Source organism: Crocinitomicaceae bacterium (assembly GCA_016708105.1).
Lineage (GTDB): Bacteria > Bacteroidota > Bacteroidia > Flavobacteriales_D > Crocinitomicaceae > JADJGJ01.
Window position 1 is genome coordinate 142,752 of the sequence record JADJGJ010000002.1, and the last position, 24,631, is coordinate 167,382.

A 24,631-nucleotide genomic window follows, 5' to 3' on the forward strand; every position below is an offset into this window, starting at 1 on the left:
TTAATTAGTTTCGGTCTAGCTATGAGAATCAAATTGATTGTTTTTGTTCTGCTTGCTTTTCTGGTAATCTCAGGATTGCTAGCGTAAAGATTGTCCTTTGTATGATGTACGCCTGATTTCTTGAATCAATTTGGTTTGTGCATCTAGTACATTGTTGATAGAAATGAATTCACCTCCACCTAGGTTGGCTATACCGGTAAGGTGCTCAGCAATTAATTCCGTTACTTTAATTCCCACAACTGAAAAACGTGTACCGTGTTGCGCATAATGTTGCTTGATGGTTTCATCATAATCTTTTGCCCCTTTATTAAACATACCATCGGTAATAATGATGATGAGGTTATTGCCGTCATGCAAGTGTTTTTCATAATTTAAATTGTAGGCAGTTTTAATTGCATCACCGCCTGCAGTTGATCCGCTTGTTTTAATTCCTTTAATGGCTGAAATAATTTCATCCTTTTTATCGCCTGATGTATGATCAAGCACAATTTCAGTTTCTGCTGCATACTTCAATACAGTCACGTTGTCTTCAGGACGCAAAATTTTCACCAACTCAATCATACTTAGTTTGAGTAATTCTAATTTTCCATTTGCGTTCATTGATGAAGACGCATCCAATATAAACGTGATATTGCTGTAATTAAAATATCCCGGGTCAAGAATGGTGTCGGGTATTTCAGTAAGTGGCGGAATAATTTCAGGTACAATTTCAACGGGCGTTGAATCAATGGGTGTATCGTTGGTGATTACAACATTGGTAGTTGTGGTATCTTCTTCCGGTTCATCATCAGAAACAATTTCAACCGGCTCAATATAGGTGTCAGGATTAATTTCAGTATAACTCATTTCAATCTCAACATAGTTTCTGGTAGCGTTGAGATATCCTTCAAAATAATTATTGGTATAGGGTGATTTTTCAGCGGTAATAAAATAATAACCCAAGGGCAAATTTCTAATCACAATACCTTTTTGATTGGTGGTGTAATTTCCAACCAATTCTCCGCGCTCTACAAAATAAACGCGTGCATTGGCTATTGGTTCACGGGTAATAGAATCAATCACTTTCACAACTAATGAAAAAGTTAAATCACCTGATGGTGGCTTGTCATTAAAATCAGGACAATCAGTAAGCGAATTAGAATTTACTTTCTTAATATCACCTTCCAAATACAACGTGGTTGCCGTAGGAGAATCTGAAAAATAAATATCAATGGTATAGTTGAATTTACCTTTAATGGCTGTGTTTATTTTGTATCGTATGACAATGGAACTATCTGGCAGAATTTTTTTATCGGAGAAAAGATAGTACACGTCTCTCGGTTTATCAATTGTCAACAGATATTGTGTTTTGCCGGTATTGTTGGTATATGTAATATCAACAAATGAAGCCTCTTCATCATAAATCTCTCCAAAATCAAATGATGTTTTAGATGGCGTTATTTGTGCAAACAAATTCTGGTGGGTGATTAAAAAGAGAATCACAAAACAGGTTGATTTTATGGACTTATGCGCAAATTTCATATCAAGGGTACTGCAAGAATAATTCCAAATGATTTATTGGTAACAAGGTAAATTGAAAGTTTTCATAGTAAGAGTCTCAATCTGAGATCATGAGTAGGCTTCTACGGTTTTTTACGGATAAAGTTAGGTTATCTACCGTAGACTTGATGCTTCTGTGGCCAATAATTTAGCACCAAAATACAGATGTTATGAAAACCCGATTTAATTATTTAAGAAGTGGCACCTGGTTATGGGTGGCCTCTTTATTTTTTGTGTTCAATTCATCAGCGCAGATGTCGTATGAAGAGTTTCATGCCAAATACGTTCCGCACTATGAAAAAATTGTTCCTGATTTTGAAACCGTAAAAATCACCAATGATGCTGATGCGGCAACAGGTGCATTGATTGTACAGTTGCTCATGCTGCAAGCTGAAGAGGGAGATGAAGATTCTCAACTGAAAGTGGTAGCCATTCTCACCAGTTGTAACCGAGAAAAAGTTGCGGCTATTCTCAAAGAACTTAGCGTTGATCAAGCAGTAAAAGCCTTGGGATATGTGAAGTATGAATGGCAATTAGAATTGATGTGGTTCGTTGATGAAACTACCTATCATAATCTAGCACCTAATTTATTATCCATGCTTGTGTATGATGGTCCAAAAGGTCCTTTCGGACCGGTGATTGGTGATTGGAGCCCGGCCTATGCAGGCATAGGTCTTGACAAAGGCTGGTCTATGTTCAAAGGAGCAAATGAATTTTTAGATACGTATGGTGATGCTGAGTTGTTGGGTGGCTTAACCGGTTTCACGGCTTTTGCTGGTTTCCGTACAAGTGGTGCAAAATTTATTCAGCTGGGGTATCAAAATCGCTCTGCCAAAGCAATTCAAACTTCAACAGGGTATGAAGATATTAAATATGGAATGCATACCATTTCTGCCACCTTTCTAAAATGCAAGTCTGATGAACCTAAATTCTTGAAATTTGCCCAAGGATTTGGCTTGCAGGTAAATTTTGCTAAATGGTCAACAGATAATGGATCCGGTTGGAACAAAGCCGGTGGAGGAATAAATGGCGGCTTGAATTATCATATGAAATTTTTTATTAATCCGGTGCAAAAATTACCGGTGATGTTGAGTCTGGATGCTTATGCACAATTAAATTTTCCGGGCATGAACTTCAACAGTTTGTATGATACTTTGTACAATATTCCTGCTGCTTCATCTATTCCAAATGATGATTTTAAATCTGGCATTGCATCTTTTGGAGTGCAGATTAATGCGATGTATAAATTTGGTAAAGCAAAAGATCCACGTGTTTACACAGATTTCAACACGGAGATGGTGCAGCACATGGACAAACACGTTAACACGGCGTATACAGAAATTCTTCCGGTAATTTCTCCTGATGGTAACACACTTTATTTTATCAGATCTGATCACCCGGTGAATACAAAAGGTTCTTACTCTACGCAAGATGTTTGGGTAGCAGATGTAAGTAATGGTATTGATAATGCAACTGCTGAACACATGCCGGCTGTGCCATTCAACTCGCTTCAATATAACATGATTGCCGGTGTTAGTCCTGATGGAAACTCCATGGTTATTAAAGGTATTTATGACGCTGAAGGAAACTATGTGAAACGCGGTTATTCTGTAATTTATCGTACTAAAGAAGGATGGACAAAACCTCAGTCACTTGAGATTGATTCGTATGATGAAATGTCTGTTGGAAATTATACCGGCGCATATTGGACTCAAGATGGAAAACATATTATCTTATCTATGTCTGAAATTGATAATGATGAAGAACAAGATTTGTATGTTACACATTTGAAAGATGACGGAACATGGACCAAACCTGTTTCTCTTGGATCAACAATAAATGATAATGAAACTGACGAACATTCACCGTTCATGGCCTCTGATGGAAAAACGCTTTATTATTCAACCAATAAAGAAGGCGGTTTGGGAAGCAATGATATTTACATGGTGAAGCGTGAAGATGATTCTTGGACAAAATGGAGCGAGCCAATTAACCTGGGTGAAGGGGTAAATACTGATCAGTGGGATGCGTATTACTCTATTGATGCCCAAGGAAAATATGCGTACATGGCCAGCGCAAAAAATTCTAAAGGTAAAGAAGACATTGTACGTATTCAGTTGAAAGAGGAGGTACAACCTGACCCTGTAGTTTTGATTACCGGTAAAGTGTTAAATCAAAAAACAAATGAACCGCTTGACGCTATCATTACATACAATGGTTTAGTTGATGGAAAAAATTATGGTATTGCCAGAACAAATCCAACAACCGGTGAGTACACCATCGTATTGCCTTACGGAGTGAACTATGACTTCACTGCTACTGCTGCCGGATTTATTGGTGTATCAGAAAACCTTGACCTTACTAGTGTTGGAGAGTATCAAGAAATTAAAAGAGATCTTTACTTAGTACCAATTGAAGTGGGTGCAACAGTTAGGTTGAACAATATTTTCTTTGAAACCGGAAAGGCAGAATTGAAAACAGAATCATACAGTGAATTAAATCGCGTAATAGATTTCTTGCAAAAAAATCCGAATGTAAAAATTGAATTGTCTGGTCACACAGACAATGTGGGAAATGCAGATTTCAATAAAACACTCTCGCAAAAGCGAGCAGATGCTGTAATGGCTTACTTGGTTTCGAAAGGAATTGATCCTTCGCGCTTGTTGGCTAAAGGTTACGGTATGGAAAAACCTGTGGCAGATAACGCCACAGATGAAGGGAAAGCTATGAATAGAAGAGTTGAATTTACAATTCTATCCAACTAGCAATCTCATAACAATCTGTCTCCACCCCGGTCTTGCAAAAGGTCGGGGTGGTTTTTTTATACTTGACCCCTGCCTAATGAAAAATTCATGTTCTAAGATGAATGAATCCAACACACCAAATATTTTCTATCTTAGATCTATAAAAAAAAAGTGAAGTATGCAAAAGCAAGCACCGGGCTGGGGAAAGGCAATCGGAATTTTAATGATCATTTTTGGTTCGTTTGGAGTTTTTATACAGATTTATAAAATCATTATTCCAAGCATGCTCAAATTACAAAATAGAATGATGCATAGCTTTTCATCTATGGATATGAACGGAGAACCAAATCCTTTTCGTGAGAGCCAAGAGGTTTTTGATGAGCTACTTTATATGTCTGATACGCAAGCAAACGTGATGATGGTGTCAGGGATACTTGGTTTTATTTTATGTGTTTTTTATATTGTGGGTGGGGTAAAATTACTGAAGCCAAAACCGGCTCATTATAAATTCGCTTTGTATTCATTGTTCGCATTTTTAGGTTTGAATGCGCTTACTTGTATTCTACTTTTCGCATCAGGTCCTTCTATTGTTATTATTGGAATTCTGGTGTATGTTATTATGGGGTTGGTAATGGATCTTGTATACACAATTATACTGGCAACCAGTGATAAAACCAAGTATGGTATTGGTGTGCCTGAAAGTGCAGATACGGTGTATACGCCTGACGATGTCTTACAATAGTCAGGATTCAATTCTTATTTTTTTTGCAGAGAATTGGATTAATGTCTATGGTGAAGGGAGTCAATGGCTTCGTTCTTTCAGCATTGAATCTTGTATGTGCAGGGTTGAGAATTTACTCAAAAGAATTATATTTACCTTAAATCATTAAACCCTGAAACATGAAAAAGTATCTTTTAATTTTGCTCATTGTAATTACCGGTAGTTTGGCATACGCTCAAAAATTTGAAGAGTGTGAAGATATCAAACTGGATGATGAAGAAGATTTTGTTGCGTCAGAACCAAAAGTCATTGAATGTGTTGACTATATTTTTGCGTGCAAATTAGATGACCCCGGAAAATCTAGAGAAAACGCAGTCGTTTTCATGTTCCGCTGGGCTATTGAGGCCCCGTATGATTTGATGATTTTTAGCTGGGGAACCAAATTAGCCAAGAAGCATCCTCAATTCATCATACTTCAACTTGCCGCCCTGGTAAAGTCAAAATTGAATAATAAAGAAGCAGATGAAGATGTGGTTCAACTTGAAGCTGCAACTATGGTTTACAAGTACATCAAAGATCCTCAATTCAGAGTTGAAGTAAAAGGACCAATTAAAAAATTTGTCGCCGCCGGAGATAAAGGCATATTGGCTGAATTTATTGAGGAATAAAATGCAGTTGGCGAAGGTCGCGACCTGCGCCTACGTTTAAGAATTTAATTTGCAACCCACAAATAGACCATCAATATTGCATTGCTTATTTTAAAAGAAACCATTTGCTGAAATTATTTTCCATTTCACCAACACCTTAACCCTAACTCCTAACCCCTAATTCCTACCTCCTAACCAACTCACACCTCCTTGTTTAAAAAATAGATTGAAGCCTAGTTGGTGAGTAATATCAATTCATACCTTTATTGGGTTAAACTTTTTGCATCATGACATATTCAAACATACTCACTGAGCAACGCGGGCATATTCTGCAAATCACAATCAATCGTCCCAATCAGCTGAATGCTCTGAATAAGCAGACTATTGAAGAGTTGCACCATGCGCTGTCCAGTGCAAATCAAGATAAAAATACCGGAGTAATTATTCTTACCGGATCAGGTGATAAAGCCTTTGTTGCCGGTGCTGACATTAAAGAATTTGCTGATTTTGATAAGGCAAAAGGAAAAGAACTTAGCGCCTCAGGACAAAAATTACTCTTTGATTTCGTTGAGAATATGAGTAAACCGGTGATTGCTGCCGTGAATGGTTTTGCCTTGGGCGGAGGACTTGAGCTTGCCATGTCTTCTCATATTCGTATTGCATCTGAGAATGCAAAAATGGGATTACCAGAAGTTTCTCTTGGTGTTATTCCCGGGTATGGCGGAACACAGCGTTTGGCGCAGTTAGTTGGAAGGGGCAAAGCTTTTGAAATGATTACCACAGCCGGCATGATGAATGCGCAAGAAGCCTTGCAATGGGGCTTAGTAAATCATGTTGTACCACAGGCTGAGTTGTTGGCATCTGCTGAAAAAATAGCTTCAAAAATTCTTGCTAACTCACCCAATGCTATTGCGGCCGCAATACGCTGTGTCAACGCCAATTTTAAAGATGGTATCAATGGCTATCAGCAGGAGATTGATGAGTTTGGCAATTGTTTTGACACGGTTGAATTTAAAGAAGGTACCGGCGCATTTCTTGAAAAGAGAAAACCAAATTTCCGCGGATAATTCGCCCTTTATTTTCAGTAAAATAGTTGAATGCTGAAAAAATGGCCTGCTTGTTCCGGTGCATTATGAATAAAATAATTGTTGTACACGGGTAAACATATCTCATGAGCACCCTTAAAAAATTGGCAGGACAAACAGCTGTTTATGGTCTTTCTACCATCTTTGGAAGACTGTTGAACTATGCGCTGGTTCCGTTGCATGTTTGGATATTTGCCCCGGCTGAATTTGGCGTAGTGGGTGAGTTTTATGCGTATGCTACTTTTTTGGCGGTGCTGCTAACGTTTGGTCTTGAAACTACCTATTTCAGGTTTGTCAGCAAATCAGGTAATGAGGAAAAAACCTACACTGAAATCTTTTCAATCATCCTCATTCTGAATGGAATTTTTTTAATTCTTGGTCTACTCTTTTCACAAGCTATTGCGAATGTATTACTCTATCCGCAGTATCAATATATTGTGATGGTGTTTGTAGTTATTCTTGTAATTGATGCATGCACAGCGTTGCCTCTTGCCCGATTACGACAGCAGAATCAAGCCAGAAAATTTGCCTTGGTTAATCTGAGTTCAATTGGCGCAGTTATTCTATTCAATCTCATTTTTATTCTCTATGCAAAACGTCAGGTAGACGGGGGTGATGCAAGTTCGTTAGCAAGTGTGTTGTATTCGCCTGCCATAGGTATTGGATATGTTTTCATAGCAAATTTATTGGGCAGTTTGGTTAAACCGCTGATGTTATTAAACGACTTGAAAAAATTCAAATTCAGTTTTCCAAAAGCTGATTACAAAACTTATCTCATGTTTGCTGCACCCATTGCACTGGCTGGTTTAGCAGGTATGGTAAATGAAGCTATTGATCGGCCATTGCTAAAATATATTGTTTACGCACAGTCCAATGATCTTGAATTTGCGAGTGCACAGGTTGGTGTGTACTCTGCCAATTATAAATTATCTATCATCATAACCTTGGTGATACAAGCATTTAGATACGCGGCTGAACCGTTCTTTTTTGCCCAGGAGAAAAATGCTGACCGTGCAAAAATTTATTCAAGGGTAATGACCTGGTTTGTGATTGTGGTAGTTTTTATTTTTTTAAGCGTATCATTGTCTTTAGATATTTTTAAGTGGTTTTTGCCCAAACCTGCGTATTGGGAGGGTTTGCATGTTGTGCCTGTGCTGCTGTTAGCCAATGTGTTTTTAGGTATTTATTATAACCAGAGTATTTGGTATAAGCTGGCAGATAAACCTTTGTACGGAGCATGGATTGCTGTTGGTGGTGCTTTGATGACCCTGGTGTTGAATTTTATTTTCATTCCATTTTTTGGCTACACCGGCGCGGCATGGGCTACATTGTTTGTCTATGCGAGTATGACTGCCGGGTCGTGGTATTTTGGTCAAAAGCACTATCCTATCAAATACAATCTTAGAAAAATTGCGCTCTATCTGTCGGTCGCTATCATCTTGTGTTTACTGGGATTATGGTTGCAGGGTGATCAGGTGACACAGAATTTATTGATCGGGTTTATTTTCTCAGCACTATTTATTGGTCTTGTCCTGTTCATAGAAAGACCTTTATCCTCACTCAGAAAGACATATTTTATCTAATTTTGAACGGGCTGAGGTAGCTGTCGTTTTGAATCCATTATTCAGTGAATCAACTGACGACCACAAAATCATCTCAACATAAAATTATCATGCATGCAAGTAGACATCATTAATAAATCAAAACATCCACTGCCAAAGTATGAGACAAGTTCGTCAGCAGGTGTTGATTTGAGAGCAAATATTGAGGCACCCGTAGTGTTGAAACCACTTGAAAGGGCTTTAATAAAAACCGGACTTTTCATTGCTTTACCTCACGGGTACGAAGCACAAGTGCGACCTCGCAGCGGTTTGGCTTATAAAAACGGCATAACGGTTTTAAATTCGCCGGGCACTATTGATGCTGATTATCGTGGTGAAATTGGTGTGATTTTGGTGAATCTTTCAAATGAAAATTTTACCGTGCAAGATGGTGAACGTATTGCGCAGCTGATTGTAGCTAAACATGAGCAAGCAGAATTTGTTGAAGTAAACGTGCTGAGTGAAACAACACGTGGAGCTGGTGGATTTGGAAGTACCGGGGTGAAATAATTTCCGTTAGAAATTATTCACCAAAAAACGAAAGTTGAATTGACAAGAAAAACATTTTACAAAACGCATGAAAATAATTATTCCCATGGCTGGCAGAGGCAGTCGGTTACGTCCGCACACACTCACAATTCCCAAGCCGCTTGTGCCTGTTGGCGGTAAACCTATTGTGCACCGCTTGGTTGAAGATATCGCCCGCACACTTCCGCAAAAAATTGATGAAATTGCTTTTGTGGTAGGTGATTTTGGAAAAGAAACAGAAAATGAATTGATTGCAGTTGCTGAAAAATTGGGTGCAAAAGGCAGTATCTATTATCAACATCAGGCATTAGGTACGGCGCATGCGGTATTGTGTGCTGAGCCTTGTTTAACGGGCCCGGTTGTTATTGCTTTTGCTGATACCCTGTTCAGAGCTGATTTCACGTTTGATAATCAAACGGATGGTATTCTTTGGGTGAGTCAAATTGATGACCCATCTGCTTTTGGTGTTGTTAAACTTGATCCGGAGGGCTTCATTACAGATTTTGTTGAGAAACCTAAAACTTTTGTCTCTGATTTGGCCATGATTGGGATTTACTATTTTAAAAATGGAGATCAGTTGCGTGATGAATTAAAATATTTGATTGATCATAACATTGTAAAAGGTGGCGAATATCAGTTGCCTGATGCGTTAAAAAATCTTACTCAAAAAGGCGTACGCTTTAAGCCGGGTAGGGTTGATGAATGGTTAGATTGTGGAAATAAGGAGGTAACTGTACACACAAATCAACGGGTATTGGAATTTGATAAAGACAAAAAACTAATTGCTGATTCAGCCACTCTTATCAACTCCACAATTATTCCGCCTTGCTTTATTGGTAATAATGTCACCATTGAAAATTCTGTTATTGGTCCGCATGTCTCAGTTGGAGAAAAATCTGTTGTACAAAATGCAGTCATCAGCAATTCAATTATTCAGTCTAACACTAGAATTAGCTGCACGGTTTTCAAAAACGCCATGATAGGCAATCATGCTCAAATCAAAGGAAAGATGTCAGATTTTAGTATTGGTGATTATACAACGATTGAATTTTAATGTTTCAAAAAGTAAATATCCATTCCGGTGTTACGTATGCAAATCGTAAAGTATTACGTTATGCATTTATTGCATGGTTGAGTGTATTTATTTTTAGTGCTTGCAAGACACAAGAAGAAAGCACACATTCAACTAAACCGGTAGATCCGAGAGAACAATTCAAAACATTGTTCCATGAAGCCATGAGTGAAAAAATGGTGGGGCATTATGATCGCGCGGTAACGCTTTTTGAGCAATGTCTTTCCATAGAACCCGAAAACGGAGCAGTGAATTTTGCTTTATCTGAGCTTTATATTCTCACCGGAAATGTTTCCAAGGCGTTAATAGCCGGACAGGCGGCGTACAAATCAGACAACACGAATAAGTGGTATGCGCTTAATCTTGCACAATTGTATTATCGCACGGGTGATTTTTTAAAGAGTGCAGAGTATTATGAAATTGCCCTGCAAGATGATGAACCAAATATTGAATTAAAATATCAATATACTGATGTACTTATTCTGAGCCAGCAATATGAAAAGGCTATTGCTATGCTGAATGAAATTGAAACTGAAATTGGCAGAATACCTGAGTTTGCGATTGCCAAGTATGAGATGTATATGATCATTGAACAACCCGAAAAAGCACAGCAGGAAATTAATTTATTGTTGAGTGAAAACCCAAAAGATACTGAGATGAGAAAAACCTTGGGGATTTATTATTTGGGACAAGATCAATTTGAAAAAGCGCGTTTGATGGGTGAAGAAATGATCGCCATTAATCCGGATGCGGGTGAGGGGTATTTTTTAACTGCAGATGCTGAAATCAGATTAAAAAATACACAACGAGGTTTTGATTTGTATAAACAGGGCTTTGCAAAGTCTGATATTTCGTTAGACAGAAAATTGGAATTGTTGTGGACACTAAGTGGTATGCCATTTGATTACACAAATCCTGATGCAAAAATTGCTGAACAAGGTCTTGAAAGTTTGTACGTTTTGGTCTATGATGCTTCGCTGAAAAATCAGACATTGCACACGTATTATGGGACATTTTTACTCAATCAAGGAAAGAGTGAAAAGGCCTTGGAGCAATTCAAAATTGTGTGTGATTTGAATGCATCGGATTTTTCTTTCTGGAATCAGTTATTATTTCTTGAGCAAGAACTGAGCGCATTTGAATTTTTGTATACGGATGCGCAAAAGGCCATTGAACTTTTTCCATCACAACCGGTTTTTTATTTACACACGGGTATTGGTGCTTATGAAACAAAAAGATATACTGAGGCAGAAGAATTTTTATTTCTTGGAAAAGATCTGGTAGTGAATAATCCTTCTTTGCTGGCTGATTTTTATATTCATCTTGGCATTATGGAATTCAGGCAAAATCATCAATCAGCGGCATACGCGTATTTTGATCAGGCTGACCAAAGTAATCCAACAGATGCAAAAGCTACAGGCATCAAGGCGTATTATCTTTATTTGGATGGAAAGTACGCTGAAGCAAATACGTCTGTTTCAAAAGGTCTTTTAATCAATCCGCTAAACGCTCAGGTTTTGCACGCACAGGGCGTGTTATTTCTTCAACAGAAAAATTTTACAAAGGCACTTGAATCTTTAGAAATGGCTGCAATACATGAACCACGCAACGGCTTAATATTGGAACATTATGGTGACGCCTTATTTTTAACCGGCGCACCTGATAAAGCTTTACAAATGTGGATTGAGGCATCAAGACACGGAAATAAATCAGCTTTGCTGAATAAAAAAATTGCGGACAAAAACTATTATGAAAATTAATTCAATTCACTATATATATACACTCACTGCGGCAGTTTCTTTCCTGTTGCTATCATGTAAAACAAAAGCTGATAGTGGTAACGAGCCAATGAAACGACTCAATGATAAAGAATTGCTTGAGCATTTGGATTCAATCAATATAATCCCCTTTGAATTTTTCTATTCAAAAATTGGTATTGACTTTACCAGTTCTGTGCGCTCTAATTCTTTCAAGGCAACAGTGAAAATGAAAATAGATTCTGCTTTCTCAGGCACGCTTAGTGTGGGTCCGGTAATTGGCGCCACCTATCTGGTTGCAACTGATTCTATTTTCTTTACTGACAAAATGAAAAGCTGTTATTTCAAAGAAGATTTCAAATATTTGTCAATGATTTTTGGAACTGAAATTGCCTATAACTTTTTTCAAGATTTGATACTGGGCTTGCCGGTTGGGTATGATGAAGATTTGAAATATAATATCAAACACACGCGTGACTTTTACATACTTTCAAGTTATAAGAAGAGGGAGTTGAAAAAACCGGATGATAAAGAAGAAGACAATATTTTTGTTCAGTACTACATCAATACAGCAACGCGTAACCTAGATAAAATATCAATTCAAGTGCCGTCTGATACGGTTGACATTGACATTGATTATATGAACAGAGTGAATTACGATAATTTCATGTTGCCCGAATTGACAAAAATACGCTTGGTGCATCCGCGTGATTCTATTTTTGTGAATATGGATTACGGATCTGTTAAACTGAATGAGAGAAAAGAAATTGGCATCAATATTCCTGAATCGTATGTTAAATGTGACTAAACTGATTTGGATACTTTGCTTTATGTGCTGTGCCATAGTTTATGGTCAGCAAAAGGAGAGTGATCGTCTTAAAAAAGAGCAGTCTGATTTGCAGAAGAAAATTTCTTTCACGCAGAATCTGCTTGAAACAACCAAAGAGAACAAAGAAAATCTCACAGAGAATATCAACCTGATTGATCGCAAAATTGACTACCGCAATGATTTGTTAAACAATTTGGACAAACAATTGAGTCAACTTGCGTTGGATATTGAAGACAGAAAAAGTGAAATTGAAAAATTGCATGTTGAAATTGAGCGCCAGAAAACCGCATATAAAGTGATGTTGGTGCATGCGTACAAAATGCGTAATCAAAGTGCGTCACTTATTTTTATCTTATCGTCTGATTCATTTAATCAAGCTTCTCGCAGAATGGCTTATCTCAAACAACTTTCTAAATTCAGATCTGATCAGATTTTCAAAATTCAAAACGGGAAGAAAAAACTTGATCAGGAATTGGCAGAACTTGAAACTAAAAAGAAAGAGAAAGATGATTTATTGAATAGTCAGAAAACTGAACAAGCTCAATATATTAACGACCGTGAATATCAGAAAAAACAAATTGAAAATCTAAAGGGAAAAGAAGCGCAACTACAAAAGGAATTAGAAGCACAGAAAAAGAAAGAAAAGGAATTAAAAAACGCACTCAACGCTGCTTTGAACAAAGAAATTTTAGACAAGAAGAAAAAGAATGATGACAAGCCAATGACAGAAAAGGAAATAAAGGAATTGGAATTAAGCAATAAAGGTTTTGAAGCAGATAAGGGGAAATTGCCATGGCCTGTGAGCAAGGGAGAAATTACGCGTGGGTATGGAAAACAGGCGCACCCTGTACATATCAATGTGTACACGTATAATAATGGGGTGGATATTACTACGGTTAAAGGTTCAACCGTGCGTGCAGTGTATGATGGTGAAGTGAGCAGTGTTATTGTAATTCCCGGCGCCGGAAAAGCAGTTATCATTGCGCATGGTGATTATAGAACCATTTATTCTAATTTATCAGAAACATACGTAAGCAAAGGAGATCAGGTAAAAACAAAAGATGAAATAGGTGTTTTACTTGTGAATGAATCCGGTACATCGGATGTGCATTTTGAAATTTGCAAAATCACGGCAGAAGGTGATATCGTGCATGTGAATCCATCTTACTGGATTGTTCCAAATTAGTGCTGACTCTTACTTTTTATGCCATCGCATATTGGTGTGTAGTTGTTGCTCTCTACAAAAACATGAGTAACCCATAACGACCTTCTTAATCCACATGAGTGCGCTTATTTTTTATGCATTGCAGCTTTTCTCATCCTGCTCGTATTAAATGTCAGCATTGACTTTGTACCAAGAATAGTAAAAAAAAATCCACCTCAATGGGTGGATTTATAAAGTAAATAGTACTGTCTATTACGGTGTGATCACCACGGTTTCTTCTGAAGTTTTTTCGTCTTCAATTTTAATGATGCCTTCTCCATACAAGGTATCTCCGCTGCTCACTTCAATATCTAACACAGCAAACCCTGCTTGGCCTAAATTATAATTTTCGGTATAATCAAAAATGGCAACTCCTTCAGCGTTGGCATAGAGGGTATCATCAATAATGATTGCGCCATGTTCAATTACAGTAGGAGTTGGGTACAAGCGAACCATTGCTCCGGGAAAAGGATTTCCGGCAGTATCAACCACATAAATACGCGCAATGGTTGGACTTTCTTTACGGCACGATAAAAGTGATACAGAAATCAGTCCTGCAAAGAAAACTGCAATTCCTGCTTTGGCAATTAGTTTATTCATTTTTTCAGTTTTTGGCACATTTAACAATCTGCGTATTAGCAAAAATAGTTTTTTTTCTGCTTCAATGCATACTTTCGTTAGCTATAATACGGTAATTAAGTCCATTTGGTTGTTTAATCAGCCTTGTTTTTGAGCTGAGTTTTACATGGGTTCCATAATTACGGTGTGTTCATTCAATTTTTCTTCTTCAATTTTAATGAGGCCTTCTCCTTCCAATTCATCACTTGCCGTTACTTCCAATGTGAGTACAGCAAATCCGGCTTGACCCACATTAAAATCTGGTGTAAAGTCAAAAATTACTTCTCCTTTATTATTTGTAATCAAGGTTTTATCAATGATCATGGCTCCGTGTGGATCAGTTGTGGTAGACTCACCATAGATGCGCACCTCGGCGTTTTCTAAACGGTTTCCATCCGTATCAAGTACGGTAATTTTGGCCAAAGTGGGTTCAGTTTTTTGACAAGCCGCGGTCAAAACAGAGATGAATGCAAAAGCGCATAGCCGACTCAATATTTTTTTTGTTCTCATATACGATCTGTTAAAGTATGTTTCAATTATCCGTGGTCAGCGTTATCACTTTGAGTATCGGTTGCTTTTTTATGTAATTTAGCAACGCCTATATTGGCGTCTCTATTGGTAAAACAACTGAGATCCCTTAAAAGTTACACTGCATCTATGGAATTGAAAGAAAAAATTGCTGAAATCCGCGTAAGTATTGATAAATCTGTGCTTTCATCAAAGGCTGAATTGGAAACCTTCAGGGTGCAATTTTTAGGCAGTAAAGGATTAGTTAAAGGTTTATATGAATTATTGAAAGAAGTTCCCAATGAGTCAAAAAAGGAATTTGGTCAACTGATCAATGATGTCAGAACCATGGCTGAATCTAAACTTGCTGAGGCTACTGAACAATTTTCAGCATCAGGTTCATATAAGGGCGGTGATTACGATTTGACCAGACCGGGAGAGGATTTGGAATTAGGCAGCAGACACCCGCTTGCTGTTGTGCGCAACGAAATTGTAGAAATTTTTAAACGCATCGGATATACCGTCTCTGAAGGACCGGAAATTGAAGACGACTGGCATAATTTTTCTGCATTGAATTTTCCACCTGATCATCCGGCAAGAGATATGCAGGACACTTTTTTTATTGCAAAAGGTGATGGTTCAGATCCAAAAAGTGAAATTGCATTGCGCACGCATACTTCTTCTGTTCAGGTGAGGGTGATGGAATCAAGCAAGCCACCAATACGCACTATTTCTCCTGGGCGTGTATATCGCAATGAAGCCATTTCAGCAAGAGCACATTGCTTTTTTCACCAGATTGAAGGATTATATATTGATAAAGATGTTTCATTTGCTGACTTGAAGCAAACACTATTATATTTTGCACGTGAAATGTTTGGTGAGAAAACTCAAATACGTATGCGCCCTTCGTATTTCCCTTTCACTGAGCCAAGTGCTGAGGTTGATGTTTCATGCACCTTATGTGCAGGTAAAGGATGTAATGTCTGTAAATATTCCGGCTGGCTTGAAATTATGGGTTGTGGCATGGTTGATCCTAATGTATTAGAGGCTTGTGGTATTGACAGTAATACCTACAGCGGATTTGCTTTTGGAATGGGCATTGAACGTATTGCTCAATTAAAATTCAGAGTGACTGACTTGAGAATGTACTCTGAAAATGACATCCGTTTTTTAAAGCAATTTAAAGCTGCTTTCTGATGTGGGGATCTTCTAAAAACAAAACAATAGTAAACTGGAATCATCTAACAGAGATGAGCCAGTTAGCTGATCTTGAAAATATTTCTGGTGAAAAACCGGTACTCATTTTTAAACACAGCACACGTTGTTCTATTTCATCTATGGCTAAAAACCGCCTTGAGTTGTATTGGGATCAAACTATAGGAATTGAACCCTGGTATCTTGACTTGCTTAATTACCGCAACATCTCAGATGAAATTGCCAACCGCTATGGGGTGGTGCATCAATCTCCACAAATTTTACTTATCAAAAATGGGGCTTGCACGTATCATGCAAGTCACAACGAAATAGATTTTAATCAGATAAAAAAATTGATATGATTCGTGCTGTTATTATTGATGATATTCCTGAAGCAATTTCTGTGTTGAAATCTGATTTAGAAAATTATTGTGTAAACATTGAAGTCATTGGATCTGCTGAAGGAGTAGTTACCGGAGCAAAATTGATTCGTGAGCAAAAACCCGATCTTGTTTTTCTGGATATTCAAATGAAAGATGGCAGCGGCTTTGATTTGCTTGAAATTGTTCCTGATGTTCATTTCAAATTAATTTTTACTACCGCAAGTGATGAGTTTGCAGTGAAAGCGTTTAAATTTTCAGCCGTTGATTATTTGCTCAAACCCATTGATCCTGATGAATTGATGGATGCCGTAAGCCGTGTTGAAAGCCAAGATAAACCTACCCAACGAATTGATTTGCTCAAAGAAAATTTTGTAAAGACGAAACGCATTGCGTTGAATACACTTGAAAAAATTCACATCGTTAATATTGATGAAATTCTGCGCTGCGAATCTAATATCAACTATACCATGTTTTATTTTGTTGACGGAACAAAACTATTGGTAACAAAAACGCTGAAAGAATTTGACAATCTTTTATCAGAACATCAGTTTATTAGAGTGCATCAATCTCATCTTATCAATGCCAATTTCATTAAAGAATTCCTTAAATCAGCCGGGGAAATTGTGATGAAAGACGGAACCCGTGTGCCGGTTTCTACTCGCAAAAAACAAGTGCTCATGGATATGATTTCAAATTTTTAATTATGAATTTATTTCGCGTAAAATATCTTACACTTCTGGTATTACCTGCTGTACTTTTTGCCTGCAGCGGAGAACAAAATAATGACGGTGATGAGCATTTGCAAAAAAATCAACCACCCCTAAAAATAATCAGCCCCTTGAATGAAGACGACTTCACCGTAGGCGATATCATTGAAGTACAAATTGAAGTTAACAAACCAACAGAAGTAAAAAACCTTGAGCTTTATTTTGCAGACACTTTATATCAAACCGGCTTAGATGCCGTGACTCAAACAATTCAAATTGACACCAAAAATGGAAATGTTGGTTTCACTAAAATACATCTATCTTATCAAACATCAGATGGAGAACAACATGGTGATACCCGTAAAATTGTATTGTTCTCAGATACCGCACCGGTACAGAAAAAAGCAGTCATCGTAAAATCTTACGTACATGACAAATCATCGTATACACAAGGGCTTGAATTTAACAACAATCAATTATTTGAAGGTACCGGACAATTAGGGCAATCTATACTGGCAGAAGTAAATTTGAACACAGGTCAGATCCTAAGAAAAATTTCTTTGGAACCAAGTTATTTTGGAGAAGGGATTACCATTCTCAATGATACTATTTATCAAATAACCTGGACAGATAAAACTTGTTTTGTCTATGACCTGAACTTTAATAAAATCAGAGAAATGAATTATGAAGGTGAAGGCTGGGGCTTGTGTAATGACGGCACATACATCATCATGTCTAATGGCACAAATGAAATTGTTTGGAGAGATCCGCACACGTTTGAAATAGTAAAACAGCTATATGTTTTTTCAGATCAGTCAGACTATTCCAATTTAAATGAGCTGGAACTAATCAATGGCAACCTTTTCATCAACGTGTATACTGAAGACTATATCGTTGAAGTTGATACTGCGTATGGTAAAGTGCTGTCTGTAATTGATTGTGCTGATATTGTGATTGACGGGCGTGTTCCGGGTGCAGATGTTTTAAACGGTATCGCGCATCATAAGTCAAGCGGTAAAACTTACCTTACCGGAAAATGGTGGCCTAAATTATACGAGGTGAAATTTGAAGAAGTCACTCTTCCTTAATTTACCGACGCTTCAATACAATCTGTTAGATTAATTTTCCGGATATCCTTGCTTGATCCAGCATTGCATGGTTTTTATTTCGTCTGCCGTAAGAGAGTCTATTCCAAAATCATTTGGCATCACCGGCATGGTGTGAGCAGTAAGCACTTCGTATTGCCAAATGCCGGCATCACAATATGCTTTAATGGGTGTGTAATTTGTAATCCAAGCATCATGACAACCGGTGCCTGGGCCTAAGCCTGTCATGCATGAACTTTCTATAATGGGTTTTATTTCTAAACTATAGCTGATTATTTGAGGACAATCAGGATCAATTGGAAAAGTTTTATCCTTATAACATGATGTTAAAGTGACAATCAAGAAGGGTAGTAATAAAAAACGCATGTTCATGCAATTTACTAAAGATCCTAAAGACTTTGTTGAGTATGATAAAAAATAATGGGGAATCATAGACTCCCCATTTTATTCTGGTTGATTAGTTATTTCTTAAAAAGTATATGGTAAAAGTAAACGCAGAATAGGTGTAAGTACTATTTAAATTTTGCATATCTGCTGGCCACTTCATTCCAATTTATCACGTTAAAAAAAGCATTCACGTAATCAGGTCTGCGGTTCTGGTATTTAAGATAATATGCATGCTCCCATACATCAAGCCCAAGAATTGGAGTGCCTCCACAACCTATGCCGGGCATCAGGGTGTTGTCTTGATTTGCAGTAGAACATACTTCAACAACACCTCCTTTTTTTACGCAAAGCCATGCCCATCCTGATCCAAATCTGGTTGCAGCTGCTTTTGAAAATGTTTCTTTAAAATTGTCAAAAGATCCGAATGCCGCATTGATAGCATCAGCTAATTCACCTGAAGGCAAGCCGCCGCCATTAGGACTCATTACTGTCCAAAAGAGATTGTGGTTGTAGTAACCGCCACCGTTATTTCTCACAGCCGGTATGTCAACACATTTCTGAAGAACTTCTTCAATACTTTTTCCTTCTAATTCAGTGCCGGCTAAAGCAGCATTCAAATTAGTGGTGTATGCTGCATGATGTTTGCCATGATGAATTTGCATGGTTAGTTCGTCAATATGCGGTTCTAGCGCGTTGTGCGCATATGGTAGTGCTGGTAATTCAAATGCCATGTTTTCTGTTTTTTAGATTTATGTCAAAGTTAAGGGCTTTATTTTTTTTGAGAATACTTTTCAAATCTCAATTTCAATCATTAATTTCGATATACGAATAGATGGAATTGATACTCCTTGCTTTTTTTACCTCTTAGAGTAATTCTGTTTCATTATTATTTATCACCCTAAAGCATCTATTATGAAATTTGTTTTGAAAAGTATTGCTGCACTTCCTTTGCTTGCATTATTGTCATGTGGTTCTGAACCACCGCCACCGCCACCACCGCCAACAAACCCTGTCAACAACGCTATTCAACACGGTGTTAATGAAGTGACTGAAGAACTTAGTGACACTTCTTCAGAACTCAATCATGCCATGGACACGCTGGATGAAGTCCTGGATGAAGGCATGAAAGAACTCAACCAAGGACTCAACGAGCTTAAAAAGAATTTCTGATTTAACTTCACGTATCAACCCCACAAGGTTGATAAACTCTGTAACTATAGCTGGTATTGCGTTATGGTCTAAACTACCTTTACAGGTTGGATGAAGAAATTTTGGCGATACCTTAAAAAAATTCTTTTCTGGGTTTTTTTTGTTTGTCTCTTTTTAGTGACAACCGTTGTGGTATTGCTGCACATTTATGAAGATGATATTAAACAATACGCAATAGATGAAATCAACAGCCATCTCAATACTGATTTGGATGTGCAAAGTATTGAATTATCTTTCTTTCATGATTTTCCGCGCGCATCACTTGAATTCAGACACGTACTCATTCACGATGCGTATAAAGAAACCTTAAGCGAAGACACCTTGTTTTATTCAAGACAAGCATTCTTAAGTTTTAATATTTGGGATTTGTGGAATGGTGATTACCGCGTGAACCGAATCTCATTTAAGAAATCAAAACTTAACCTGAAAACTGCGGCAAGCGGTGATGTGAACTATGATATATTGAAAGAGGATGATGATACCACTGAATCCAATTTCAGATTCGTGATGGATTTGTTGAGAATTGATGAACTTGAGTTTACCTACCTCAACCTAGCAACCGGACAGAACTATTGCATTGATTTTAACAAGGCATTGCTCAGTGGTGATTTTTCTCAAAATGAATTTGAAATACATGCTGAAACGGAAATGTTTGTGGAGAAACTCAAAAGCAATTCACTTACCTTAATTCGTAATAAACCTGCAACAGGCAATATCATTTTACATGTTAATACCCAAAGTGAAAAGTACACGTTTACTCAAGGAGACATTACCATAGCCAAAATGCCGTTTGAGCTAACGGGATACATTGACTCAACATCAGTTGATCTTGAAATTTCTGGAAAAAACATTGAGTTGGCAGACCTCGCAAACTCGCTTTCTGCGGGCACAATGCCATCCGCTACTAAATACAAAAGCACCGGTGAATTATCCTTCAGTTCACATATAGAAGGCCCAATGTCAAAAACTGCAATGCCATCTATTACTGCGGATTTTAGGCTGGATCAAGGCACTCTTACGAATCCCGTTAACAACTTAAAAATTTATGATATTCAATTGGATGGACGCTATGAAAACGCACAAACTGATCGTGAAGAAAATCTGGCGTTCAAAAAATTTAATCTTAAATTACTAAATAGTTTTTTTGAAGGCAACGGAGATGTAAGCAATTTCAGTGAACCTAATATTCACACCAAAATGAAGGGGAATTTAGACCTCTTCAGTTTTAATCAATTTTTTCAGTTTCCTGGCATTGAAAAAATTGAAGGCAATATTGTTTTAAATTGTGATCTGGCTATTCGTTTTCTTGACCCTCAGTATCGTGCTGATAAATTTGTGGTTTCTAAATCTAACGGCTCTCTTGCTTTAAAAAACGTGTCTTACAAACATGTTAAAGATCCAATAACTTACCAGGACATGAACGGAAATGTGGTAATCGTAGATAACGATGCCGCTGTGAAAGATCTTTCATTTAAAACTGATAAGTCTGATTTTCTGGTGAATGGCGCACTCAATAATTTACTACAATATCTTGCCGGATTTGGTGGTCTTGGAATGATAGCTACTGTTGAATCAGAGCATGTTGACCTCAATGAATTTATAGGTGAAACAAAAGAAAATGAAGACGATTCACCTGAAAAATTCATTCTGCCCGCTGATTTGAATCTTAATGTTGATCTTGAAATTGGAAAATTAGATTGGGATGAACATGTTTTTGAGAATGTGAACACCAATCTTATTTATATGAATAGAAAGGCTACTGCGACGAATTTTTCCCTGAACACCATGGGTGGCTCAGTTGCCGGAACACTTATGCTCAATAATCTGGTTGATGCAGGAAATGTGATAGAAGCAAACCTCTTGTATAAAAACATTGACGTGAAAAGAATGTTTACTGAATGGAAAAATTTTGATCAAGAAACTATCACCGATGAACATCTTTCCGGCAAGTCAAACGGAAACTTGGATATACTCATGTTTTTCAATCCTTATTTCTCGTTAATTGAAGATAAATTGTTTGCAATTTCAAATATTGAGATCACCAATGGAGAACTCAATAATATGGAAACTATGAAATTGATTACTGATTATATGAGATCGAACAAAGCATTAAAACTGATGCTCAATAAGCACATTGATCAATTTGAAGACAAGTTGCTGCATCTCAAATTTGCTACCCTGTCTAATACTATAGAAATTAAAGACAGAAAAATTTATATTCCGAAAATGATCATTGCCAGCAACGCACTTACTGTTGAACTATTCGGCTGGCATGACTTTGATAATAATGTTGAATATCACTTTAGCTTTAGATTCAGAGAACTAAAAACTGTAGCTGAATATACTGAATTTGGCAAAATTGAAGATGATGGTTTAGGTTTGGTAATCTATATGACTATGTCCGGTCCAATGGATAATCCGGTATTTGCAATGGATAACAATGAGCTCAAAAATGAATTGAAAGAAGATCTCGCGACAGAGAAACAAACCTTGAAATCTATTTTGAAAACTGAATTTGGTATGTATAAAAATGATTCAACTGTAATTGAAATGGAAGATCGCAATAAAGCACAGGTTGAGTTTATTTTTTATGAGGATGAAGCATCTGATACGGTCACAACAGATAAGATAAAGAAGAAAAAAAACAGATCAGGCAATATCTTTGGTGACCTGGAAGAAAAATCAAAAAATGAAAAGGAAGAAGTGGAATTTGGTGAAGACGAATAAACTATTCCATCAATATTTTCGTTATTTGCCATAACCATGAACTTATATCACAGAAAACAACGTTGGAAAATTGCGCTACTTGGATCCGCTATTCTTTTGGTGGTTGCGTCCATTTGGTTTTCTTACCGAATTGTGTCCAAAGTACAAGATCGTGAGGTTGATAGAGTACATCAATGGGCTGATAATGTTAAACGCAAGTCAGAATTGGTTAATCTTACCAACCGGGTATTTGAAGAATTAGGTGAAGCACTTTCTGTCATTGAAGAGAACGATTTTAGAACCGTGGGTATGTGGGTTATGGCCATTGAAGAAGCTAACCGCCCGCTTGATGACTATTCCTTTGTAGTCAAAATTTTAGGTGAAGTGTCTACCGTTCCTATGATTGTTACGGATATGGATGAAAACATTGTATCAAGTTACAATTTGGCAGGGCTTGATAGTTTGATCTCAAAAAATATTCGTGATGAATATAGTGTGCAAACAAAAGCATTTAGAGATTCCGTATTCAGGGCGGTGAAGACAGATAGTCTCAAATCATTTCTTCCGGTATGGAAAAAAAATCATACGCCTATAGAAATGGATTTGTACATGAGTGAAAAACAAAAGGTATTTTATTTTGATAGCGTGTTCTTCAAAAATGAGCAGCTTGCTAGGTTAAAATTTAGTCGTGATTCCTTGGTGAATGCATTCAGTGATGAATTAGTAAACAATGAATATTTGGTGCCCGTTGTATTTATTAATAGCAACAGCAGAGAAATAATTGCCACCAATATGCCGCAGTATGACACGGTTACCGGACCTTTGCATGACAATTTACTACCTCATTCAGATGATTCTATTCTTGTTGATTTAGGGAATAAAAACAAAGGCGTAATCTATTACGAACATTCTCCTGAACTGGTACAAATGAAATATTTTCCGTTTGTTCAGTTCTTCATGATCGGTTTGTTTATCCTAATCGCTTATCTTGTGTTCAGCACATTTAGAAAAGCTGAACAAGATCAGGTTTGGGTGGGTATGGCCAAAGAAACAGCTCATCAGTTAGGAACACCAATTTCATCACTGATGGCGTGGAATGAATTATTGAATGGTCAAGGGGTTGATCGCTCAATTACTGACGAAATTGCAAAAGACATTGATCGGTTGAATACTGTTACCAATAGGTTTTCTAAAATAGGGTCAGAATCCTCACTAGAAGAATTGGAAATTGCGCTAGTCGTTGAGCGCGCGGCTGAATATCTGAAAAAAAGAATTTCATCAAAGGTTCATCTTCAATTTATATCTGAGGCTGATGAAATGAAGTCCATGATTAACGCCCCATTACTTGAGTGGGTAATTGAAAATATCGTTAAAAATGCCGTTGATGCTATTGAAGGTGAAGGGCAGATAAAAATATTGGTGCATCCGTTTGAACAGGATCTTTATATTGACATATCAGATAACGGCAAAGGAATTCCGGCCAACAAAATTAAAACCGTTTTTCAACCTGGCTATACAACAAAAAAACGAGGATGGGGTCTTGGTCTTTCACTAGCTAAGAGAATAGTAGAAGATTTTCACAAAGGAAAAATATTTGTGCTTCACTCAGAACCTGAAAAAGGAACAACGTTCAGAATAGTGCTGAAACAAGTCTAATTATTTCTTTTCTTGACAAATTTCTATCAGAACACCATTTGCTGATTTTGGATGCAAAAAGGCGATACGCTTATTGTCAGCACCATCTTTAGCCGTTTTATTAATCAGCTCAAAACCTTCTTTTTGAAGCCGCTCAATTTCTTCATCAATATTATCAACCTCAAATGCCAAATGATGTATACCTTCTCCCTTTTTGTCAATATATTTGGCAATGGCGCTATCAGGTTTTGTTGCTTGCAAAAGTTCAATTTTTGTCTCACCGGTTTTGTAAAATGCCGTAAGCACGCCTTCAGAATCTACTTGCTCTGTCTTGTAAGGCTCTTGTTTGAAAAGAACAGAAAACAACTTATTAGACTTTTCAATATCGCGCACCGCAATTCCAATGTGTTCCAATTTCATAAATAATAGATTAAAAAAAATCCCGGACTACT

The 24,631-nt window shown here is 37.3% G+C and carries 23 protein-coding genes; 17 read left to right on the top strand and 6 right to left on the bottom strand.

The annotated features are described in order from the left end of the window. Positions 1 to 78 precede the first annotated feature (78 nt). Positions 79 to 1,482 carry a VWA domain-containing protein gene (locus IPH66_11940; protein ID MBK7130058.1) on the bottom strand — a complete coding sequence of 468 codons (1,404 nt, stop codon included), beginning with the start codon at positions 1,480 to 1,482 and terminating at the stop codon, positions 79 to 81. A 1,295-nt stretch (positions 1,483 to 2,777) separates the two neighbouring features. Between IPH66_11940 and IPH66_11945 the strand changes: the two genes are divergently transcribed. The 10 genes from IPH66_11945 to IPH66_11990 all read left to right on the top strand — a co-directional run bounded on the left by IPH66_11945 (position 2,778) and on the right by IPH66_11990 (position 13,709). Then, on the top strand, positions 2,778 to 4,304 hold the full coding sequence (locus IPH66_11945) for an OmpA family protein (protein MBK7130059.1): 1,527 nt from the start codon (positions 2,778 to 2,780) through the stop codon (positions 4,302 to 4,304). A 157-nt stretch (positions 4,305 to 4,461) separates the two neighbouring features. Beyond that, positions 4,462 to 5,025 (top strand): hypothetical protein, encoded by a 564-nt coding sequence (locus tag IPH66_11950; GenBank protein MBK7130060.1) that lies wholly within the window; start codon positions 4,462 to 4,464, stop codon positions 5,023 to 5,025. Between the two features lie 158 nt (positions 5,026 to 5,183). Continuing rightward, positions 5,184 to 5,672, top strand: a complete 489-nt coding sequence (locus IPH66_11955; GenBank protein ID MBK7130061.1) for a hypothetical protein — start codon at positions 5,184 to 5,186, stop codon at positions 5,670 to 5,672. A gap of 266 nt (positions 5,673 to 5,938) precedes the next feature. Continuing rightward, positions 5,939 to 6,718, top strand: a complete 780-nt coding sequence (locus IPH66_11960) for an enoyl-CoA hydratase/isomerase family protein (protein ID MBK7130062.1) — start codon at positions 5,939 to 5,941, stop codon at positions 6,716 to 6,718. Positions 6,719 to 6,822: 104 nt separating this feature from the next. After that, the gene (locus IPH66_11965; GenBank protein ID MBK7130063.1) at positions 6,823 to 8,319 is read left to right on the top strand and encodes a polysaccharide biosynthesis protein; all 1,497 of its coding nucleotides are present in this window, start codon (positions 6,823 to 6,825) and stop codon (positions 8,317 to 8,319) included. A 93-nt stretch (positions 8,320 to 8,412) separates the two neighbouring features. After that, the gene (dut, locus tag IPH66_11970) at positions 8,413 to 8,847 is read left to right on the top strand and encodes a dUTP diphosphatase (protein MBK7130064.1); all 435 of its coding nucleotides are present in this window, start codon (positions 8,413 to 8,415) and stop codon (positions 8,845 to 8,847) included. Positions 8,848 to 8,914: 67 nt separating this feature from the next. Beyond that, the gene (locus IPH66_11975) at positions 8,915 to 9,919 is read left to right on the top strand and encodes a nucleotidyltransferase (GenBank protein MBK7130065.1); all 1,005 of its coding nucleotides are present in this window, start codon (positions 8,915 to 8,917) and stop codon (positions 9,917 to 9,919) included. Beyond that, positions 9,919 to 11,697, top strand: coding sequence for a tetratricopeptide repeat protein (locus IPH66_11980; GenBank protein ID MBK7130066.1), 1,779 nt, complete (start codon positions 9,919 to 9,921; stop codon positions 11,695 to 11,697). The genes IPH66_11975 and IPH66_11980 overlap by 1 nt, the downstream gene beginning before the upstream one ends. Then, complete coding sequence (locus tag IPH66_11985; GenBank protein ID MBK7130067.1) at positions 11,687 to 12,502, top strand: DUF4292 domain-containing protein; 816 nt, start codon at positions 11,687 to 11,689, stop codon at positions 12,500 to 12,502. Before IPH66_11980 ends, IPH66_11985 begins: the two co-directional genes overlap by 11 nt. After that, complete coding sequence (locus IPH66_11990) at positions 12,495 to 13,709, top strand: peptidoglycan DD-metalloendopeptidase family protein (protein ID MBK7130068.1); 1,215 nt, start codon at positions 12,495 to 12,497, stop codon at positions 13,707 to 13,709. Before IPH66_11985 ends, IPH66_11990 begins: the two co-directional genes overlap by 8 nt. A 231-nt stretch (positions 13,710 to 13,940) precedes the next feature. On the opposite strand, the gene IPH66_11995 is transcribed toward IPH66_11990, so the two are convergent. Together IPH66_11995 and IPH66_12000 are read right to left on the bottom strand one after the other, a co-directional pair. After that, positions 13,941 to 14,327 (bottom strand): hypothetical protein, encoded by a 387-nt coding sequence (locus tag IPH66_11995; protein MBK7130069.1) that lies wholly within the window; start codon positions 14,325 to 14,327, stop codon positions 13,941 to 13,943. Positions 14,328 to 14,468: 141 nt separating this feature from the next. Then, positions 14,469 to 14,855 carry a hypothetical protein gene (locus tag IPH66_12000; protein MBK7130070.1) on the bottom strand — a complete coding sequence of 129 codons (387 nt, stop codon included), beginning with the start codon at positions 14,853 to 14,855 and terminating at the stop codon, positions 14,469 to 14,471. A gap of 147 nt (positions 14,856 to 15,002) precedes the next feature. On the opposite strand from IPH66_12000, the gene pheS reads away from it, so the two are divergent. Genes pheS through IPH66_12020 form a run of 4 tightly spaced genes read left to right on the top strand, consistent with a single transcriptional unit; the run spans position 15,003 to position 18,224 of the window. Further along, on the top strand, positions 15,003 to 16,049 hold the full coding sequence (gene pheS, locus IPH66_12005; GenBank protein MBK7130071.1) for a phenylalanine--tRNA ligase subunit alpha: 1,047 nt from the start codon (positions 15,003 to 15,005) through the stop codon (positions 16,047 to 16,049). Then, positions 16,049 to 16,408, top strand: coding sequence for a bacillithiol system redox-active protein YtxJ (gene ytxJ / locus IPH66_12010; GenBank protein MBK7130072.1), 360 nt, complete (start codon positions 16,049 to 16,051; stop codon positions 16,406 to 16,408). Before pheS ends, ytxJ begins: the two co-directional genes overlap by 1 nt. Continuing rightward, positions 16,405 to 17,130, top strand: a complete 726-nt coding sequence (locus tag IPH66_12015; protein MBK7130073.1) for a response regulator transcription factor — start codon at positions 16,405 to 16,407, stop codon at positions 17,128 to 17,130. The genes ytxJ and IPH66_12015 overlap by 4 nt, the downstream gene beginning before the upstream one ends. A gap of 2 nt (positions 17,131 to 17,132) precedes the next feature. Continuing rightward, on the top strand, positions 17,133 to 18,224 hold the full coding sequence (locus IPH66_12020) for a glutaminyl-peptide cyclotransferase (GenBank protein MBK7130074.1): 1,092 nt from the start codon (positions 17,133 to 17,135) through the stop codon (positions 18,222 to 18,224). A gap of 30 nt (positions 18,225 to 18,254) precedes the next feature. On the opposite strand, the gene IPH66_12025 is transcribed toward IPH66_12020, so the two are convergent. Together IPH66_12025 and IPH66_12030 are read right to left on the bottom strand one after the other, a co-directional pair. Continuing rightward, complete coding sequence (locus IPH66_12025; GenBank protein MBK7130075.1) at positions 18,255 to 18,608, bottom strand: hypothetical protein; 354 nt, start codon at positions 18,606 to 18,608, stop codon at positions 18,255 to 18,257. A gap of 146 nt (positions 18,609 to 18,754) precedes the next feature. Beyond that, positions 18,755 to 19,360, bottom strand: a complete 606-nt coding sequence (locus IPH66_12030) for a superoxide dismutase (GenBank protein MBK7130076.1) — start codon at positions 19,358 to 19,360, stop codon at positions 18,755 to 18,757. 181 nt (positions 19,361 to 19,541) lie between these two features. On the opposite strand from IPH66_12030, the gene IPH66_12035 reads away from it, so the two are divergent. The 3 genes from IPH66_12035 to IPH66_12045 all read left to right on the top strand — a co-directional run bounded on the left by IPH66_12035 (position 19,542) and on the right by IPH66_12045 (position 24,200). After that, a complete protein-coding gene (locus tag IPH66_12035; protein ID MBK7130077.1) occupies positions 19,542 to 19,799 on the top strand; it encodes a hypothetical protein in 258 nt (85 codons plus the stop codon). A 90-nt stretch (positions 19,800 to 19,889) separates the two neighbouring features. Beyond that, positions 19,890 to 22,565, top strand: coding sequence for a hypothetical protein (locus IPH66_12040; protein ID MBK7130078.1), 2,676 nt, complete (start codon positions 19,890 to 19,892; stop codon positions 22,563 to 22,565). 36 nt (positions 22,566 to 22,601) lie between these two features. Continuing rightward, positions 22,602 to 24,200, top strand: a complete 1,599-nt coding sequence (locus IPH66_12045; GenBank protein ID MBK7130079.1) for a HAMP domain-containing histidine kinase — start codon at positions 22,602 to 22,604, stop codon at positions 24,198 to 24,200. On the opposite strand, the gene mce is transcribed toward IPH66_12045, so the two are convergent. Then, positions 24,201 to 24,599: a methylmalonyl-CoA epimerase gene (gene mce / locus IPH66_12050; GenBank protein ID MBK7130080.1), complete on the bottom strand. Its 399-nt coding sequence runs from the start codon at positions 24,597 to 24,599 to the stop codon at positions 24,201 to 24,203. It abuts the gene before it with no gap. Between the last annotated feature and the right edge of the window lie 32 nt (positions 24,600 to 24,631).